Below are 17822 nucleotides of genomic sequence, written 5' to 3'. Positions count from 1 at the left end.
TCTAATCATCGCATTATACTAGCCCATATTGCCTTGCGGCAGGTTGAACGCGCTCTGTACCGCGCTATCGGTCAGATTCCACCATGTCAATATCAGCGCCGCGGCGATCAACACGGTCGCCGCAATCTTCTGGAACAAGGGCTGTGCCTGATCGGCACGACCCAACTTGCGCGCCCGGGACGCGAGACTGGCATAGAAGGTAAGGCCAGTCGTTTCAGTGATCACGGTCAGACCGGCAAGGATGGTAAATTGCAACAGTATCTGGCCATCCGGATCGATGAATGGCGGGATCACTGCGCTGTAGAATAAAAGGGCCTTGGGATTCGACATTTGCACCGTCAAGCCAGTGAGAAATCCCTTTCCGAAGCTGGCGGTTCTTGCCGATTGCCGGGCCAGCGCGCTGGTTCCTCCATGGAACATCCGGAAGCCCATCCAGGCCAGATAGGCGACACCGATCCAGCGGAGTATCGAATAAGCGGTCGGAACTGCCTGTATCAGCGCGATCAGGCCAAAGGCGGTTAAGCCGTACCAGATGAAATTGCCGAAATTCACGCCAACGATCGGCCCGAACGCACCGCGTATGCCGCCTGCGGGGCCATGCGGCAGGGCATGGCTGACGATGACCAGAGTCGCCGGCCCCGGAGTGAGGCAGAACATCATATCGGTGATCAGAAATAGCAGGATGGTTTCGAGCGCCATTGATATTCGGACCTGCCTTGTTGATGAACTTTACAAACTTTACAGTGTAAGAGAAAAAATCTCCGTGTCTTCGATTTTCGATACAAAAGCGCTCTTCCGGGCATTTGAAATGATATTCGAGAAGACGTCTATTGCGATGGTTTCGGATCAGCTTTTCATTGGTTGCGACGGGGAGGATAGACAATACGGGTCCTGTAGGACAGCGAAATGGCGGCATCTTGCGACGGACTAGTACAAATTATCCTTCAGAAAATTGACCAACGCATCCACCCGGGCCGGACGCAGGCGGGAAGGGGGCATGATGATATTGAGGGCTATATCACCCATGCGCCATCCTGGCAGGATATTGATCAGGTCGCCTGCATCCAACGCTTTTTGACAGAGAAAGTCGGGCAAATATCCAATGCCCCGTCCAGCAATCAGCGCTGGCAGCATGACATCGCCATTGTTGCTTTTGAACCGGCATTTGGGGCGTATATTGATCGCCTGATCATTGGGGCCATTGATTTGCCAGACCTCGGGGCTCGGGGTGTTGGAGTAGATAAAACAATCGTGATGGATCAGGTCTGCGGGCGTTTTTGGTTGGCCCATGCGCTTGATATAGCTCGGCGCGGCAATGAAATAGCCGTTCATGTCGCGCAGCTTGATCGCCCTGAGGCTGCTGTCCGGAAGCTCGCCTATACGGATGGCGCAATCAAAGCCATGCTCGACCAGATCTATCCGCGCATCATTGAGCTGGAGATCGACGGTGATCTCGGGAAAAGCGCACATGAAGTCGGCAATTACCGGCGCGAGATGAGAAAGGCCGTAGCTGAGGGGCGCGGCCAGACGCACCTGTCCCTGCAACAAGTGCGTGGTCGCGCGCGCCGCCTCCATTGCCGATTCGCCGTCACTGGCGATTTGCTGGGCATGGTGCAAAAGCGACTTTCCCGCGGTGGACAGCGAAATTTTCCGCGAGGTACGGTGGAACAAGACGGTACCAAGCGAGCGTTCCAACCGCGAAATCGCTTTCGAGATGGTCGGCTTGGAGAGCGCCAGTTCCTGGGCGGCGGCGGTGAAACTGCCCAGCCGCGCAACCGCCGCAAAAATCGCCCAGGCTTCATAATCGGGTAAGGCCATCAGCAGATATTAGATAAAAAATGGAAACAATCAAATTCTATATTGCCTATTTTGGAAACAGGTAGATCGCTCTATTTCCATCTCAAGCAGAGCGGAAACGACGCCGCTCGAACAGGAGACAGACGTTGATCGAGAAAAGACAATTTGGCGAACTGGCCCATGTTGATCATGAATGGCTGCAGGCCCGGCATCATTTTTCCTTTGGTAAATATTGGGATCCCGCCCGCATGGGCTTCGGCCCGATCCGGGTGTGGAATGATGACGAGATCCAGCCGAAAACCGGATTTCCGATGCATGGACATCAGGATATGGAAATCATTACCTATGTCCGCGAAGGGGCGATTACCCATCGCGACAATATGGGCAATGAAGGCCGCACCGAGGCTGGCGATGTTCAGGTGATGAGCGCCGGTACCGGCGTGATGCACAGCGAATATAATCTCGAGGATGAACAGACCCGTCTGTTCCAGATCTGGATTGAACCGCGGGCGGCCGGCGGTGATCCGCGCTGGGATGCAAAAGCCTTCCCCAAGGGTGATCGTTCCGGTCAGCTGGAAGTTCTGGCGAGCGGTTTTGACGAAGACATCGCAGCGGGTGCGCTGAAGATCGGAGCGGAAGCGCGATTTTATGGCGCTACGCTAACTGCCGGGACCACGATCGAGCACCAGATCGCCGATGGCGCCCATGTCTATCTGGTCGGTTCTGCCGGTCAGGTCCGGGTCAACGGTGAACTGGTCAATGCCCGCGATTCTGTCGCGATCCGGGAAGTCGCATCGCTGCAGATCGAAGCGGTCGACAATGCCGAGTTCGTCTTTGTCGAAGCCTGGGAATCACAAAACTAACACCCGCAAGGAGCAGCGCCAGATGAACCGGCGCAGCTCCATTTACCCCCCAACCAAAACGAATGGAGAACGAAATGGCGAAAATATTGGTATTATATTACTCTTCCTATGGTCATGTTGATGCGCTGGCCCAGGCAATTGCCGAGGGGGCAAGCGAAGCCGGTGGTGAAGTGACCATTGGACGTGTGCCCGAGACCGCACCTGCAGAAGTCGTCGAAGCAGCGGGCTTTTCATCCAATGATGATCATCCCGTGATCGAACCGGATCAACTGGCAGACTATGACGCGATCATTGTCGGATCCCCAACCCGCTTTGGCCGCATGTCGAGCCAGATGGCATCCTTCTGGGACCGTACCGGCGGGCTGTGGATGAAAGGCGCTTTGGTTGGCAAGGTTGGCGCCTCCTTCACCTCGACAGCGTCACAGAATGGCGGCCAGGAAACCACGCAATTCTCGATCCTGACCAATTTGCTGCACCAAGGGATGACGATTGTCGGTCTGGACTATGGCTTTGCCGGACAGATGAACAATGACGCGATTGTCGGCGGTTCTCCTTATGGCGCATCGACGGTGGCTGGCGGCGACGGCAGTCGGACACCACACGACATTGATCTTGCTGGCGCAAAATACCTGGGTGCCAAGGTAGCGCGCACAGCAGCGAAGTTGATCGCATAAATTGCAAAAACGCCCCGCCAGATAATCTCTGGTGGGGCGTTTTTCTTAACCTTGCCGCGCTGATGGCGGATGAATCACACAACCATATTCGATGGAGTGACCATCCCCTTTGGTTAGCCTGCCTCCGTATCAGGCCCAAAAAAGCCCCGCTGGATCGTTTCCAGCGGGGCTTTTTTTAATTCGCTTCGAGAGGGCAGGGAAGTTTACTCTTCCTCGTCTGTATCGGCCTGTGCAGCTTCGGTTTCGCTTTCCTTGATGCCTTCACCCATGGTCTTGGCCATGTGGGAATCACCCGTTGCAGCGTCACTCGTTTGCGCCAATTCGGCCGCATGCTGTTCTTCGGAGCTATCCGCAGCAATCAACACTTCCTCGACCGGCGCATCACGGAACACGTCGTCCGCAGTTGGCTCTGCTGGGGCAGCGGCAGGAGCGGCGGCTTTCGCCACTTCTTCCGCTTTCAGGTCCGCAGCAGCCCGGATAGCATCGAGCATTTTCTGCTGTTGCGCCCGCAGTGCCGCATCGCGGCTGGTTGCGGCGATACGCGCACGGTTCATGCCCGCTCCGGTACCAGCCGGGATCAAACGGCCAACGATCACATTTTCCTTGAGACCGATCAGCTGATCCTTCTTGCCCTCGACCGCCGCCTGGGTAAGCACCCGGGTGGTTTCCTGGAAAGAAGCAGCAGAGATGAAGCTGCGGGTTTGCAAGCTCGCCTTGGTAATACCAAGGAGCACTGGCTTACCGGCAGCAGGTTCCTGCTTCTTGGTCAGCTTGGCATTATATTCCAGCATCTCTTCGAGATCGAGCTGCTCGCCTGGAAGAAGCGTGGTGTCTCCGCCATTGGTGATTTCAACTTTCTGCAGCATCTGACGAACGATCGTCTCGATATGCTTATCGTTGATTTTCACGCCCTGCAGACGATAGACTTCCTGAATTTCCGAAACGAGATATTCGGCCAGAGCTTCGACACCCAATACTTCCAGAATATCATGCGGATCGGGAGAACCAGAAACCAGATTGTCGCCCTTCTTGACGAAATCGCCTTCCTGAACGTCGATGACTTTCGTCTTCGGCACCAGATATTCGACTGGTTCGCCTTCTTCGGGAACAATCGCGATCTTGCGCTTAGCCTTGTAATCGCGAACAAATTCAATCCGGCCATCGATTTTCGCGATGATCGAATTGTCCTTGGGAATACGCGCTTCGAACAATTCCGCAACACGTGGCAGACCACCGGTAATGTCACGGGTTTTCGCAGCTTCGCGAGAAACACGTGCCAGCACGTCACCGGCGACAACCTTCTGCCCGTCCTCGACCGAAAGCGTAGCGCCATTGGCCAGCAGATACCGACCGGCTTCACCGCTGTTTTCATCGAGCAAAGTCATGCGCGGACGAAGGTCTTCCTTGTTAGCGCCGCGACCAGAAGCCCGATATTCGGTGATCACACGCTGTGCGATACCGGTGGCTTCATCGGTCTGTTCGGTCATCGTCTTGCCTTCGATGACGTCCTGATATTTGATGATACCCGGTTTTTCAGTGATCATCGGCATGGTGAATGGATCCCATTCGGCCAGACGATCGCCGAGGTGAACCACTGCGCCATCCTTGATTAGCACGCTGGTACCATAAGGTACCTTATCGGCAGACCGTTCACGACCGTCATTGTCGATCACGGCGATGACACCGCTACGCGCCAGCGACAGGAAGCGTCCGTTCTTGTCTTCGATGACCGGCATGTCGCGATATTCGACCTTACCTTCAGCAACCGATTCCAGATTGGACTGCTCGTTGAGCTGCGCCGCGCCGCCGATGTGGAAGGTCCGCATCGTCAGCTGCGTGCCTGGCTCACCGATTGACTGAGCCGCGATAACGCCCACCGCTTCACCGATATTCACCGGTGTACCGCGAGCAAGGTCACGACCGTAGCAGGTACCGCAAACGCCCATTTTGGATTCGCAGACCAAAGGTGAACGAATGCGCGCGGATTGAATGCCGAGCTCCTCGATCACGACAATCGCCGCTTCGTCGAGCAACGTGCCCGACTTGATCACAACGCTGTCGTCTTTGCTGTCGACAATATCTTCGGCCATGGTCCGGCCGAGGATACGTTCGCCAAGCGATGCGATAACCGAACCGCCCTGGACGATGGCTTTCATCTCCAGCGCATTTTCGGTGCCGCAATCTTCTTCGACAATCGTACAATCCTGCGAGACGTCAACCAGACGACGCGTCAGATAGCCCGAGTTTGCGGTTTTCAGCGCCGTATCGGCAAGGCCCTTACGCGCCCCGTGAGTGGAGTTGAAATATTCGAGAACCGTCAGGCCTTCCTTAAAGTTCGAGATGATTGGTGTTTCAATAATCTCGCCGGAAGGTTTCGCCATCAGGCCGCGCATGCCGCCCAGCTGTTTCATCTGGGCTGGCGAACCACGGGCGCCGGAGTGGCTCATCATGTAAATCGCGTTAATCTCGCGTTCGCGGCCATGTTCGTCCATTGGCGTTGCGGCCAGTTCGTCCATCATCGCGTTCGCAACCGTGTCACCACAGCGGGACCAGGCGTCGATCACCTTGTTATATTTTTCCTGCTGGGTGATCAGACCATCCTGATATTGCTGTTCATAGTCAGCAACCTGTTCGCGCGTTGACGCGACGGTAGCATCCTTGGAGTCAGGAATGATCATGTCATCCTTGCCGAAGGAAATACCGGCACGGCACGCGTGGCGGAAGCCAAGGCCCATGATCGCATCGGCGAACAGGACCGTGTCTTTCTGACCGGTGTGACGATAAACCTGATCGATCACGTCGCCGACTTCTTTCTTGGTCAGCAAGCGGTTGACGATGTCGAACGGAACCAGATGCGACTTCGGCAGACATTCGGCGATCAGCAGACGGCCCGGCGTGGTGTCGAAACGCTTGAGAATCGGCTTGCCGTCCTCATCGGTTTGCGGAACCCGGGTGGTGATCTTGGAGTGCAAGGTCACAGCGCCAATTTCCAGTGCTTGATGCACTTCGGCCATATCGGCCAGCAACATGCCTTCGCCCGGCTCGCCCTTGCGGTCCATTGTCAGATAATAGATGCCGAGAACCATATCCTGCGAAGGAACGATAATCGGTTTACCATTGGCTGGTGACAGGATGTTGTTGGTCGACATCATCAGCACGCGTGCTTCCAGCTGCGCCTCGAGGCTCAGTGGGACGTGGACGGCCATTTGGTCACCGTCAAAGTCGGCGTTGAAGGCGGAACAGACCAGCGGGTGAAGCTGGATCGCCTTGCCCTCGATCAATACCGGTTCAAATGCCTGGATGCCCAGACGGTGAAGCGTTGGTGCGCGGTTCAGCATCACCGGATGTTCGCGGATCACTTCTTCCAGAATGTCCCAAACTTCCTTGCGCTCTTTTTCGACCCATTTCTTGGCCTGCTTGAGCGTCATCGAAAGACCCTTGGCATCGAGGCGGGCGTAGATGAATGGCTTGAACAATTCCAAGGCCATTTTCTTCGGCAGACCACATTGATGCAATTTCAGCTCTGGGCCGGTCACGATAACCGAACGACCGGAATAATCGACGCGCTTGCCGAGCAGGTTCTGACGGAAACGGCCCTGCTTGCCCTTGAGCATGTCGGACAGGGACTTCAGCGGGCGTTTGTTCGCACCGGTGATGGTCCGGCCACGACGGCCATTGTCAAACAGCGCATCAACCGATTCCTGAAGCATACGCTTCTCGTTGCGGACGATGATGTCTGGCGCGCGCAATTCCATCAGGCGTTTCAGACGGTTGTTCCGGTTGATCACGCGGCGATAGAGATCGTTGAGATCGGAGGTCGCGAAACGGCCACCATCGAGCGGCACCAGCGGGCGCAGCTCTGGCGGGATCACGGGAATGATTTCCAGGATCATCCATTCTGGCTTGTTGCCGGAATCGATGAAGCTTTCGACCACTTTCAGGCGCTTGATGATCTTCTTGGGCTTCAGCGTCGACTTGGTCGTGCGCAGATCTTCCATCAGATCGTCGCGTTCCTGCTTCAGATCGAGGTCCTGCAGCATGATCTTGACCGCTTCTGCGCCAATACCGGCGGAGAAAGCGTCTTCGCCATATTCATCCTGGGCTTCGAGCATTTCGTCTTCGGTCAGCAGCTGGAATTTTTCCAGCGCGGTCAAACCGGGTTCGATAACCACATAGCTTTCAAAATACAGCACGCGCTCGAGCTGCTTGAGCTGCATGTCGAGCAGCAGGCCGATGCGCGATGGCAAGGATTTCAGGAACCAGATATGCGCGACCGGAGCAGCAAGGTCGATATGACCCATGCGTTCCCGGCGAACCTTGGTCACCGTGACTTCGACACCGCATTTTTCGCAGACGATGCCTTTATATTTCATGCGCTTATATTTACCGCACAGGCACTCGTAATCCTTTACCGGGCCAAAGATGCGCGCGCAGAACAGGCCATCACGTTCCGGCTTGAAGGTCCGATAGTTGATGGTTTCCGGTTTCTTGATTTCACCAAAGGACCAGCTGCGAATGCGCTCTGGCGAAGCAAGGCCGATCTGGATCTGGTCAAATGTTTCCGGCTTTGCGATAGGATTTGCAAAATTTGTTACTTGATTCATGTCTTAATTCCTCTCGGACTTTCGCCCCAAATTTGAAATGCTGCGTGGCGTGAAGCTAGTGCTTCACTCCGCCGCTATCGCAATCCCATCGTCGGTTTCATCATCGTCATCACCAAAGCTGGAGAGTTGGATGTTGAGGCCGAGCGACCGCATTTCCTTGACCAGAACATTGAAGCTTTCCGGCACGCCGGCTTCGAACGTATCGTCGCCCTTGACGATCGCTTCGTAAACCTTGGTCCGGCCGATCACGTCATCAGACTTGACCGTCAGCATTTCCTGCAGCGTGTAAGCCGCGCCGTAAGCTTGCAGCGCCCAGACTTCCATTTCGCCGAAACGCTGTCCGCCAAATTGCGCTTTACCGCCAAGAGGCTGCTGCGTGACAAGGCTATATGGGCCAATCGAACGGGCGTGGATCTTGTCGTCAACCAGATGGTGCAGTTTGAGCATGTAAATATAGCCCACGGTCACCTTGCGGTCGAACTTGTCGCCGGTCCGGCCATCATAAAGATTGACCTGACCGCTGCGATCCAGACCTGCCAGTTCGAGCATGTCGGAAATATCGCTTTCATGCGCACCGTCAAACACTGGCGTACCCATTGGAATACCGTTGCGAAGATGGCCGACCATTTCGACAATCTCAGCAGTATCACGGCTATCGATATCCGCGTGATATTGCTCGCCGTAAATGACCTTGAGCCGCTCCTTGACTGCGTCTGGTGGAGGTGCTGCCTGTGGATCAGGGTTGGCCAATTTCCATTCTTCGAGCGCTTCGGTAACCTGTTGACCCAGACCACGTGCGGCCCAGCCAAGGTGGGTTTCGAAAATCTGTCCGACGTTCATTCGCGAAGGCACACCCAATGGGTTGAGCACGATGTCAACCGGCGTACCATCTTCGAGGAACGGCATGTCTTCCTGCGGCAGAATGCGGGAGATAACTCCCTTGTTGCCGTGACGGCCAGCCATTTTGTCGCCAGGTTGCAGCTTGCGCTTCACCGCGACAAAGACCTTGACCATCTTCAGCACGCCCGGTGCGAGTTCGTCGCCGCGTTCGAGCTTTTCACGACGGTCTTCGAACCGTTCGTTGATCAGCTTGATCGCTTCGTCATATTGTTGACGGGTGGCTTCAAAATCGGACTGAACCTGATCGTCCTTGACCGCGATCTTCCACCAGTCAACCTGCTCCAGTTCGGACAGGCTTTCTTCGGTGATCGCTGCGCCTTTTTTCATTGGCTTTGGCGCGGAGGTCGCGGTTTGGCCGATCAGCATGTCTTTCAGCGTGTTGAAAGTGGCGCGATTGAGGATGGCGCGTTCGTCGTCACGATCCTTGGTAAAGCGGCCAATTTCTTCGCGTTCGATCGCCAGGGCACGTTCGTCCTTGTCGATACCGTGACGGTTGAACACGCGAACCTCGACGACCGTACCGGCAACGCCAGGCGGCAGACGCAGAGACGTGTCGCGAACATCGGAAGCTTTTTCGCCGAAGATGGCGCGGAGAAGTTTTTCTTCCGGCGTCATCGGAGATTCGCCCTTGGGCGTGATCTTGCCGACGAGGATATCGCCCGGCTCGATTTCCGCACCAATATAGACAATGCCCGCTTCGTCGAGGTTGCGCAGGGCTTCCTCACCGACATTGGGAATATCGCGGGTGATGTCTTCAGGTCCAAGCTTGGTGTCGCGGGCCATGACTTCAAATTCTTCGATATGGATCGATGTGAAGACGTCGTCTTTCACGATCCGCTCGGAGATGAGGATCGAATCCTCATAATTGTAGCCATTCCAGGGCATGAAGGCGACGAGGCTGTTCTTGCCGAGCGCCAATTCACCCATGTCGGTGGACGGACCATCGGCAATCGTGTCGCCCTGCTGGATCATTTCGCCAACCTTCACCAGCGGACGCTGGTTGATGCAGGTATTCTGGTTGGAACGCTGGAATTTTTGCAGCGTGTAAATGTCCACGCCCGATTTTCCGGCTTCAACAGCACCCGATGCGCGGATGACGATACGGGTGGCGTCGACCTGATCGACAATACCCGAGCGTCGTGCGGCGATCGCAGCACCAGAGTCGCGGGCCACGGTTTCTTCCATGCCGGTACCGACAAACGGTGCTTCGGCTTTCACCAGAGGCACAGCCTGACGTTGCATGTTCGATCCCATGAGTGCGCGGTTGGCGTCATCATTTTCCAGGAACGGAATGAGCGAGGCGGCAACCGAAACCAGCTGTTTCGGGCTCACGTCCATCAGGGTGATGATGTCGCGTGGTGCCATCAGGAATTCGCCAGCCTGACGCGAGGAAACGATTTCCTCCACAAAGCTGCCGTCTTCGGTCAGTTCGGCGTTCGCCTGCGCGACGGTGTGCTTCTGCTCTTCCATCGCGGAGAGATAGAGAACATCGTCTGTCACCTTGTGATCCACGACTTTCCGATAGGGGGTTTCGATGAAACCATATTGGTTGACGCGGCTGAACGAGGCGAGCGAGTTGATCAGACCAATATTTGGGCCTTCAGGCGTTTCAATCGGACAGATCCGGCCATAATGGGTCGGGTGAACGTCGCGGACTTCAAAGCCGGCGCGCTCGCGGGTCAGACCACCGGGGCCCAATGCTGATACCCGGCGTTTATGGGTGACTTCCGAAAGCGGATTGGTCTGATCCATGAACTGGGACAGCTGCGAGGAGCCGAAGAATTCGCGAACGGTCGCGACTGCAGGCTTCGCATTGATCAGATCGTTTGGCATCACGGTGGACACGTCTACGCTGCTCATGCGTTCCTTGACGGCACGCTCCATGCGGAGCAGGCCGACGCGATACTGGTTTTCCAGCAATTCGCCGACGGAACGGACACGGCGGTTGCCGAGGTTATCGATGTCATCGACTTCGCCCTTGCCGTCCTTCAGGTCGACGAGGGTTTTGACAACCGCAAGAATATCTTCCTTGCGCAGGATTGTATAATCAGCCGGTGCATCCAGTTCGAGACGCATGTTGAGTTTTACGCGGCCAACGGCGGAAAGGTCGTAGCGTTCCGGATCGAAGAACAGGCCTTCGAACAAGGCTTCAGCGGTTTCGCGCGTTGGCGGCTCGCCGGGGCGCATGACGCGGTAAATATCGGACAGCGCACCGTCACGGTCTTCGGCCTTGTCGACCTTCAGCGTGTTGCGGATCCACGGCCCGGTTGTAACATGGTCAATGTCGAGCAATTCGAGCGCGTCGATGCCGGCATTGTCGATCTTTTCCAGATTTTCCGCCGTCACTTCGTCACCGGCTTCGATATAAATCTCGCCGGTTTTTTCGTTGATCAGGTCAAAGGCGCTGTAGCGACCGAAAATTTCCTCGGTCGGGATGACAATGTTTTTCATGCCATCGGATTCGGCCTTTTTCGCGGCGCGCGGCGTGATCTTGGTGGTCGCTTCAAAAACGACTTCGCCGCTCTGTGCGTCGACAATATCAAAGGTTGGCTTAATGCCGCGCCATTGCTCTGCTACGAAAGGAATGGTCCAGCCATCTTTCGCGCGCTTGTAGACGATGCGCGCATAGAACAGGTTGAGGATATCTTCTTCCGAATAGCCCTGCTTGACGATCTTGACGATTTCGGCGCTCTTGGTGCGGCCTTCGTCTTCGATCTTGCCGCCATTGAACTCGATCGCGCCCATCGGCTCGCGGATCGTGATCAAATTGCCTTCGACTTCGAGAATTTCGGCTGGCTGTTTCATGCCGCCAACGCGAACCATCTCGCCGACTTTGAAATCGGGCTTCTTTTCTTTGACTTCCAGAATGGCGTCACCAAGCGAACGCAGCAATGCGGTCACTGGCAGCTTGCGCTTGCGATCGATGCGGACGTTGACGATATCTTTGGCATCAAATTCAAAGTCGAGCCAGCTACCACGGTAAGGAATGACGCGGGCGGCGAACAGGAACTTGCCGGACGAATGGGTTTTGCCGCGGTCATGGTCAAACAAGACACCGGGCGAACGGTGCATCTGGCTGACAATAACGCGCTCGGTGCCGTTGATGACGAACGTGCCGTTCTTGGTCATCAAAGGCATGTCGCCCATATAAACGTCTTGCTCTTTAATATCGAGAACCGAGCGCGCTTCTGTTTCGGGATCAACCTCGAACACGATCAGGCGCAGGGTAACCTTCATCGGTGCGGCATAGGTGATGCCCCGCTGACGGCATTCCTCGACATTATATTTGGGATCTTCGAGCTGATAGTTGACGAAGTCCATTTCGGCAGTACCGGCAAAATCGCGGATCGGGAAAACGCTGCGCAGCGTCTTTTCGAGGCCAGAGACATATCCGATCGAGTGATCAGAACGCAGAAACTGTTCATATGATTCGCGCTGAACTTCGATGAGATTCGGCATCTCGATGACTTCGTGAATGTCGCCGAAGATTTTGCGAATGCGTTTCTTGCGGGTCGGTGTCGGAGCCGTCGTTTTGACCGAATCTGCTTGGGTAGCCATAAAGTTTTGCCTTCTCGCCATCGCCGGAAAACCGGCGGAAAATCAATTTGTGGAGGCGCTTCAAGACAACAAAAGCCGCATGTCTCCCAAAGTGGGAAACTGCAGCTTTTTAGCGTCCTGAAAACCGTGCAGATTTCATTTCTTCTGGCGCGCCGCGCGACTGCACGCCCTGTCTCGAAATCTGTGGTGAGCGCCGGATATAGGGCGATGTTGGATTTGGGTCAATAGTGCGCGTTGAACAATGATGTGGCCGTGGTCAGTCACGCGGCGCTTTTGAAAGGTTTTGCCATCGTGCCGATCCCCAGATGCGGATCAGCTTGTCGACGCGGTCCTTGAAACCTCCGGTCAGGCTGCCGGCATTGGCGCATTGCTTTTGCTCGACCATGCAGGCTTCTCCGGTATCGAGCCGCAAGGATGTAATGCGGGACGCGCCTTCTGCGATGCCGATTTGCGTTGGACGATCAAGATCGCCGACCGTCATCAGCACCGGCTTTGCGGTGATTTTGGGGGTTTCGCCTTTGAGTAGCGACAATGTCAGGGCGCGATAATCGCTCAGGCCTATTGGCCCGTCGGTGGTCACACCCGGGCGGTTGGTGACCAGGAAAGTACCGTTCTGGCGGATATTGATATTGTGGCCGTGACCGAGGAAACCGTCTTCAAACAGGTCTTCGCCATGATCGCCGGTTATGACAACCACGCTATTGTCCCAGACTCCATCCCGTTTCAGCCGGGAAACCAGCTCGCCCAGCTGCTGATCCGAATAGTTTACCGCGTTCCAATAGGTCTGCTGCAGTTGATCCCGATTGTCGGCGTTGATCTCGGAGCGGGGCAACGGCCTGTCGGTCAGATTGAGCGGCATGCCTTCGTGGAAATAGGGAAAATGCGGTGACTGGAAATTGAAATAGAGAAATTGCGGCTGGTCCCATTTTGACGGCCGCTGATATTGTTCGGCAAAGGCGTCCAGAAGATGGCTCTCGTCGATGAGGATGGAGCCTTGCGCGCCGTTGCTGAAAGCGCGGAGATGTTTCAGCTTCTCGCCATCGATGAAGATATCAGCATTTTCGCGCATGCCAACGGTTTGTGAAATATCGCCGAAATCTTCTGGCTGGCCGGAGAAAACGCCGATTTCATAGCCGCTGGATTTGAGCTCGCGGAACAGCGAGGGAGAACCGTTTGCCGGTTGCAGGGCGCCGCCAAACAGCGACTTGAGCGACGCGGTGGTAAAGCCGACATGGCTGAAGACGGGGGAAGCAACACTGCCCGACTTGGCAATGGCTTCGAGATTGGGCGCAACCGGCCTGCCGTTGATCCGCTTGCCAATTGCATCGTAGCGGGCGCTTTCCATCACGATCAGGATGAGGTGAGGGCGGTTGCCCGATATCAATGTGATTGGTGGTTGCGGCGGCATCGTTACCAGCTGCAGATCACCGCCATAGCCATCCTCGTCGATGCCGTTGCCCGGAATATCCAGCGCCAGCGGATAGCGGGAGCTGTCAAACGGGTGGCGATCCGGCATGTTGGAGACCCAGCCATAGCCATCATTGTCAAAATCGGTAATTGTGTTGGCGGCCTCTGTGAACAGGCCCCAAGCGAGCGTGCGGTTCAGACCATTTTGCACATCGCTCGAAACCGCAGGCACCGTCACGCCAAGCAACAGGGTTGAGAAAAACAATGCGATGACCAGCCGGCCATGGGCAGGCCATATCAGATGGTTGGTGTGCACCGGGAATTTCCGGGAAAGCCACCGGAACATGTGATGATAGGCCAGAAGACCAACAACCAGTCCGGCGATGCCGAGAAAAATTTCGTTGGAAACGAACAGCATGGCGTCGGTCAGGCTGCCGCCGCCGAGATTTGCCATCAGGGCAAAGCTCATTGTGTCACTGAAATACTGACCCAGCTGGAAGGTCAGGAAGAGCAGCAACAGATAGGCACCGCCGACAATCGTCACCAGAAAGAACAGGGGCGGCCAGGACTTTTTGCTGCGGAAAAGCCGGACAAGGATCCACCATGTGCCGGTGATCAGCATCGCCATCGAAGACATATAGCCAAGCAGGAAAATGCCGCGCTCGGTCAGCGTGTCAACCGCCTGCGATTGGCCGAAGCCGCCGGTAAACAGGCCATATTTGCGGTCAGCGAGCGCCAGTTCCAGCGCCGCCAGAACGCACAATAAAGCGAGAATGACTGCGAACCATAGCTTCCGCTGCCTATCGCTATTGGTGAAGAGATGTCTCATCCGCTTTTGCTTTGCTTCCCGGCTATCATTCTAGGCGGACCGCTAGCAGAAGCGGGTAAAAGGCAGGTTAAGTATGGTTGATATAAGCGCGGCTGATCGCGAGACAGGTCAGTTATCCTTGAAATCCATCATCATCACCACTTTGCGGACCATCGCCGGGTCATATTCGACCTGGCCGTCCAGGATCAGCATCGCCAGCCCATGGACCAGCGACCAGGCGTGCAGCGCGGCGGCGGCGCGTTGGTCCTTCGACATTTCGTCAGGCATCATCGCGGCAATGCCGGCGCGCAGCTGATGAAAGGCCTCACCCATCGCCGTCGGATCATCGGCAGTCAGATCGACCAGACCGATGCGATTGTAGATCAGCCGCAGCAAGGCCGGGTTTTCGACCGCCCAAGTGACATAGGTAATTCCCACTTCAGCAAAACCGTCGTGGCCGCCGCCAGCCTGAACCGCCGCTTGTGCCTGATGCTGGCCCAGCCGGTTGAGACCTTCCAGCGCCAATGCATCGAGCAAGGCATCCTTGTTGGGGAAATGGCGGTAAAGCGCGGTTGCCGAGACCCCGAGGTCGCGGGCGAGGGCGCGCAGACCGAGATCGGGCTGCTCCTGATTGGCCAGTCGCTCCATTCCCATTTGCAGCGCCGCAGCGCGCAGATCACCGTGATGATAAGGCGCGTTCACTGGAAGAACTGGAAGCATGTTTGGCCTTTTGGCACACACATGTTGACACTGTTAGCATTGATTGGCATGTTAACAGCATAAACATTGCGAGTCGATTTGCCAACAGGAGTATTTCCGATGATGCTATTTGCTTATGTCGCTGCCTTGCTGGGCGTGGTGGTTGCTATGGCGCATTATGTCATCGGTTATCGGGTGGTGCTGCAGCCGCTATTTCGGGAACAGACCAGTGGGATATTGGCGGCGAAGCCGATGCGGGATCTGACCTGGACGATGTTTCAGCTGCACTCGCTGGTCTGGGCGGAGCTTGGCATCGCGGTTCTGGTCAACCGCTGGCAGGGCGGCAGCGATCTGATCGTCTATCTGGCGATACTGATATTCACCGTCTCCGGACTGGGCAATCTGCTGGTCCTCCGCCGTCCCCATCCGGGCGGGATCATGCTATTATTCGCGGCTGCCGCATCGGCTGCCGATATTATATTCAACTGAAGGAATTTCCCATGGCCTCCGTAATTGAAAAGACAATCCGTTCCGCCGTGACCCCGGTCATTACTGCCGTGGCCAATTACAACCGCAAGCGGTTGCCCGAACCCAATGGTGGCCATCCGTTTCTGGGCGGCCTCCATGCGCCGATGCAGAGCGAGGAAACCATCTCGGCGATGCAGGTCACCGGCAATATCCCGGAACAGCTCGACGGCCGCTATTTGCGGATCGGACCCAATCCGCTGAAAAAAGCGCACAGCCCCAGCCATCACTGGTTTGTCGGCGACGGCATGGCGCACGGTATCCGCATCAAGGGCGGTGAAGCGGCCTGGTATCGCAACCGCTGGATCCGCAGCAATGCGGTGAGCGATGCGCTGGGCGAGCCGCGCAAGCCGGGCACGCGCAATCCGCGGTCCGACACCGCCAATACCAATATCGTCGGTATTGACGGTCGGACCTTCGCGATTGTCGAGGCCGGTGGTTTTCCGGTCGAGCTGAACGACGATCTCGACACCATCAAGCATAATCCGTTCGACGGCACGCTGACCCACGCCTTTTCCGCCCATCCGCACCTCGATCCGAAAACCGGCAACAGCCACGCCATCTGCTATGATGCGGCGACCCAGGATAGGGTCTGGCACGTCGTGGTCGATCCCAAAGGCCAGGTCATTCGCGAGGAGCCGATTGCCGTGAAGGATGGCCCGTCGATCCATGACTGCGCGATCACCGAAAATTACGTGCTGGTGCTCGACCTGCCGGCCACGCTGTCGATGAAGCGGCTGCTGAAAGGCTTTCAATTCCCTTATGACTGGAACCCGGACCATGGTGCGCGGGTTGGCCTGATGCCCAAGACCGGAAGCAATGATGATATCATCTGGTGTGACGTCGAACCCTGTTATGTCTTCCATCCCGCCAACGCATTCGAGACAGCCGACGGCAAAGTGATTGTCGATGTCGTGGTGCATGAAAGCATGTACGCGCAGTCGCCTTATGGCCCCGGTGGCAAGTGGGCGCGGTTCGAGCGCTGGACGATCGACCCGGAAACGCAATCGGTCGACCGCAAGATCATCCACGACAAGAATCAGGAATTTCCGCGCTATAATGAACGCCTGACCTCGCAGCCCTATCGCTATGTCTACAGCGTCGCGCTGGCCGAGAATGAAAGCGGCGTGTTTGATCGCGGCGGATCAGAGCTGTTCAAACATGATCTGGAAAGCGGCGAAACATTGGTACGCGAACTGGGCGAAAACCGTCACCCCGGCGAATTTGTGTTCGTGCCGCGATCGGACGATTCAGGCGCAGATACCAGCGAAGATGATGGCTGGCTGATCGGGCTGGTGATCGATTCCGCCAATGAAACCACGGAGCTGCAGATATTGAATGCGGATGATTTTCTCGGCGAACCGCAAGCGGTGATTCATGTGCCGCACCGCATACCGCCGGGATTTCACGGCAATTGGGTGAAAAGCGCCTAACACGCTTAGCTTAGATCCCCTTCAAACCGGCATCCGCGCGCCTCCAATATCGGCCGCAATTCGCGAAAGGCCCTGGGCGTGTCGGTTAACGGGATGAACGGGTGGAGATGTTGGATCAGATGATATTGCATGCCCATCGAGGCGATATTGCCGACCCGGCTTTTAAAAAATTTGGCATTGTCATAGCGCCCCCGTTTCACCGCTGGATGATGCGGGGCCCAGCTGAAGAAGAACTGGATATAGGCGATACCGATATGGCGCGGAGCCCACCAGAGCAGGGCGGCCTCTATCGCATAGCCGTTCCACGCGAGCGCGAATAATGCGGCGAAGAAGGTCAGCTGATAGAGCGCGCCGTCGACCAGGACATCGGAACGCCCGATTTTTTCCAATATATAGCCATAGCCCCTGAGCACGCCGCCTTTGCCGCGTTGTCGCTGGACAAAGCTTTGCCAGATGGCGTGCCACGGGCCCCTGGACTGGGTTGTTATGTCAGGATCATGTTCCGGATGATTGACATGTTTGTGGTGCTCAAAATGGGTAAGTTTCTGAATGCG

11 protein-coding genes are annotated in these 17822 nt (G+C 56.1%); 4 read left to right on the top strand and 7 right to left on the bottom strand.

The window, feature by feature from the left end:
• Window positions 1-18: 18 nt before the first annotated feature.
• Window positions 19-699: a LysE family translocator gene (locus tag V7665_RS00725; RefSeq protein ID WP_335662622.1), complete on the bottom strand. Its 681-nt coding sequence runs from the start codon at window positions 697-699 to the stop codon at window positions 19-21.
• Between the two features lie 228 nt (window positions 700-927).
• Window positions 928-1818 carry a LysR family transcriptional regulator gene (locus tag V7665_RS00720; RefSeq protein WP_335662621.1) on the bottom strand — a complete coding sequence of 297 codons (891 nt, stop codon included), beginning with the start codon at window positions 1816-1818 and terminating at the stop codon, window positions 928-930.
• A gap of 125 nt (window positions 1819-1943) precedes the next feature.
• Here V7665_RS00720 and V7665_RS00715 point away from each other — a divergent pair, with 125 nt between their 5' ends.
• Entirely contained in the window at window positions 1944-2660 is a 717-nt protein-coding gene (locus V7665_RS00715; RefSeq protein ID WP_335662620.1) for a pirin family protein, read from the top strand.
• Window positions 2661-2734: 74 nt separating this feature from the next.
• Window positions 2735-3334: an NAD(P)H:quinone oxidoreductase gene (gene wrbA / locus V7665_RS00710; protein ID WP_335662619.1), complete on the top strand. Its 600-nt coding sequence runs from the start codon at window positions 2735-2737 to the stop codon at window positions 3332-3334.
• A gap of 203 nt (window positions 3335-3537) precedes the next feature.
• On the opposite strand, the gene rpoC is transcribed toward wrbA, so the two are convergent.
• From rpoC to V7665_RS00690, 4 genes are all read right to left on the bottom strand, one after another.
• The gene (gene rpoC / locus V7665_RS00705; protein ID WP_335662618.1) at window positions 3538-7938 is read right to left on the bottom strand and encodes a DNA-directed RNA polymerase subunit beta'; all 4401 of its coding nucleotides are present in this window, start codon (window positions 7936-7938) and stop codon (window positions 3538-3540) included.
• A 63-nt stretch (window positions 7939-8001) separates the two neighbouring features.
• Window positions 8002-12396: a DNA-directed RNA polymerase subunit beta gene (gene rpoB, locus V7665_RS00700; protein ID WP_335662617.1), complete on the bottom strand. Its 4395-nt coding sequence runs from the start codon at window positions 12394-12396 to the stop codon at window positions 8002-8004.
• Window positions 12397-12652: 256 nt separating this feature from the next.
• The gene (locus V7665_RS00695) at window positions 12653-14632 is read right to left on the bottom strand and encodes a sulfatase-like hydrolase/transferase (protein WP_335662616.1); all 1980 of its coding nucleotides are present in this window, start codon (window positions 14630-14632) and stop codon (window positions 12653-12655) included.
• A 108-nt stretch (window positions 14633-14740) separates the two neighbouring features.
• Window positions 14741-15331, bottom strand: a complete 591-nt coding sequence (locus V7665_RS00690) for a TetR/AcrR family transcriptional regulator (RefSeq protein WP_335662615.1) — start codon at window positions 15329-15331, stop codon at window positions 14741-14743.
• A 99-nt stretch (window positions 15332-15430) separates the two neighbouring features.
• Between V7665_RS00690 and V7665_RS00685 the strand changes: the two genes are divergently transcribed.
• Both V7665_RS00685 and V7665_RS00680 read left to right on the top strand, forming a co-directional pair.
• On the top strand, window positions 15431-15799 hold the full coding sequence (locus V7665_RS00685) for a hypothetical protein (RefSeq protein ID WP_335662614.1): 369 nt from the start codon (window positions 15431-15433) through the stop codon (window positions 15797-15799).
• A gap of 11 nt (window positions 15800-15810) precedes the next feature.
• On the top strand, window positions 15811-17268 hold the full coding sequence (locus V7665_RS00680) for an 8'-apo-carotenoid 13,14-cleaving dioxygenase (protein ID WP_335662613.1): 1458 nt from the start codon (window positions 15811-15813) through the stop codon (window positions 17266-17268).
• A gap of 5 nt (window positions 17269-17273) precedes the next feature.
• On the opposite strand, the gene V7665_RS00675 is transcribed toward V7665_RS00680, so the two are convergent.
• A partial coding sequence (locus V7665_RS00675; RefSeq protein WP_335662612.1) for a fatty acid desaturase occupies window positions 17274-17822 on the bottom strand: 549 nt, incomplete at its 5' end.

The organism is Parasphingorhabdus sp. (assembly GCF_036964675.1).
Lineage (GTDB): Bacteria > Pseudomonadota > Alphaproteobacteria > Sphingomonadales > Sphingomonadaceae > Parasphingorhabdus.
This window is presented reverse-complemented; position numbering and strand designations above follow the sequence as displayed.

Coding starts and splice junctions, on each gene's coding strand:
- wrbA (WP_335662619.1), top strand. CDS start 2,735: ATGGCGAAAATATTGGTATTATATTACTCTTCCTATGGTCATGTTGAT.
- V7665_RS00680 (WP_335662613.1), top strand. CDS start 15,811: ATGGCCTCCGTAATTGAAAAGACAATCCGTTCCGCCGTGACCCCGGTC.
- V7665_RS00725 (WP_335662622.1), bottom strand. CDS start 699: ATGGCGCTCGAAACCATCCTGCTATTTCTGATCACCGATATGATGTTC.
- V7665_RS00720 (WP_335662621.1), bottom strand. CDS start 1,818: ATGGCCTTACCCGATTATGAAGCCTGGGCGATTTTTGCGGCGGTTGCG.
- V7665_RS00685 (WP_335662614.1), top strand. CDS start 15,431: ATGATGCTATTTGCTTATGTCGCTGCCTTGCTGGGCGTGGTGGTTGCT.
- V7665_RS00690 (WP_335662615.1), bottom strand. CDS start 15,331: ATGCTTCCAGTTCTTCCAGTGAACGCGCCTTATCATCACGGTGATCTG.
- rpoB (WP_335662617.1), bottom strand. CDS start 12,396: ATGGCTACCCAAGCAGATTCGGTCAAAACGACGGCTCCGACACCGACC.
- rpoC (WP_335662618.1), bottom strand. CDS start 7,938: ATGAATCAAGTAACAAATTTTGCAAATCCTATCGCAAAGCCGGAAACA.
- V7665_RS00695 (WP_335662616.1), bottom strand. CDS start 14,632: ATGAGACATCTCTTCACCAATAGCGATAGGCAGCGGAAGCTATGGTTC.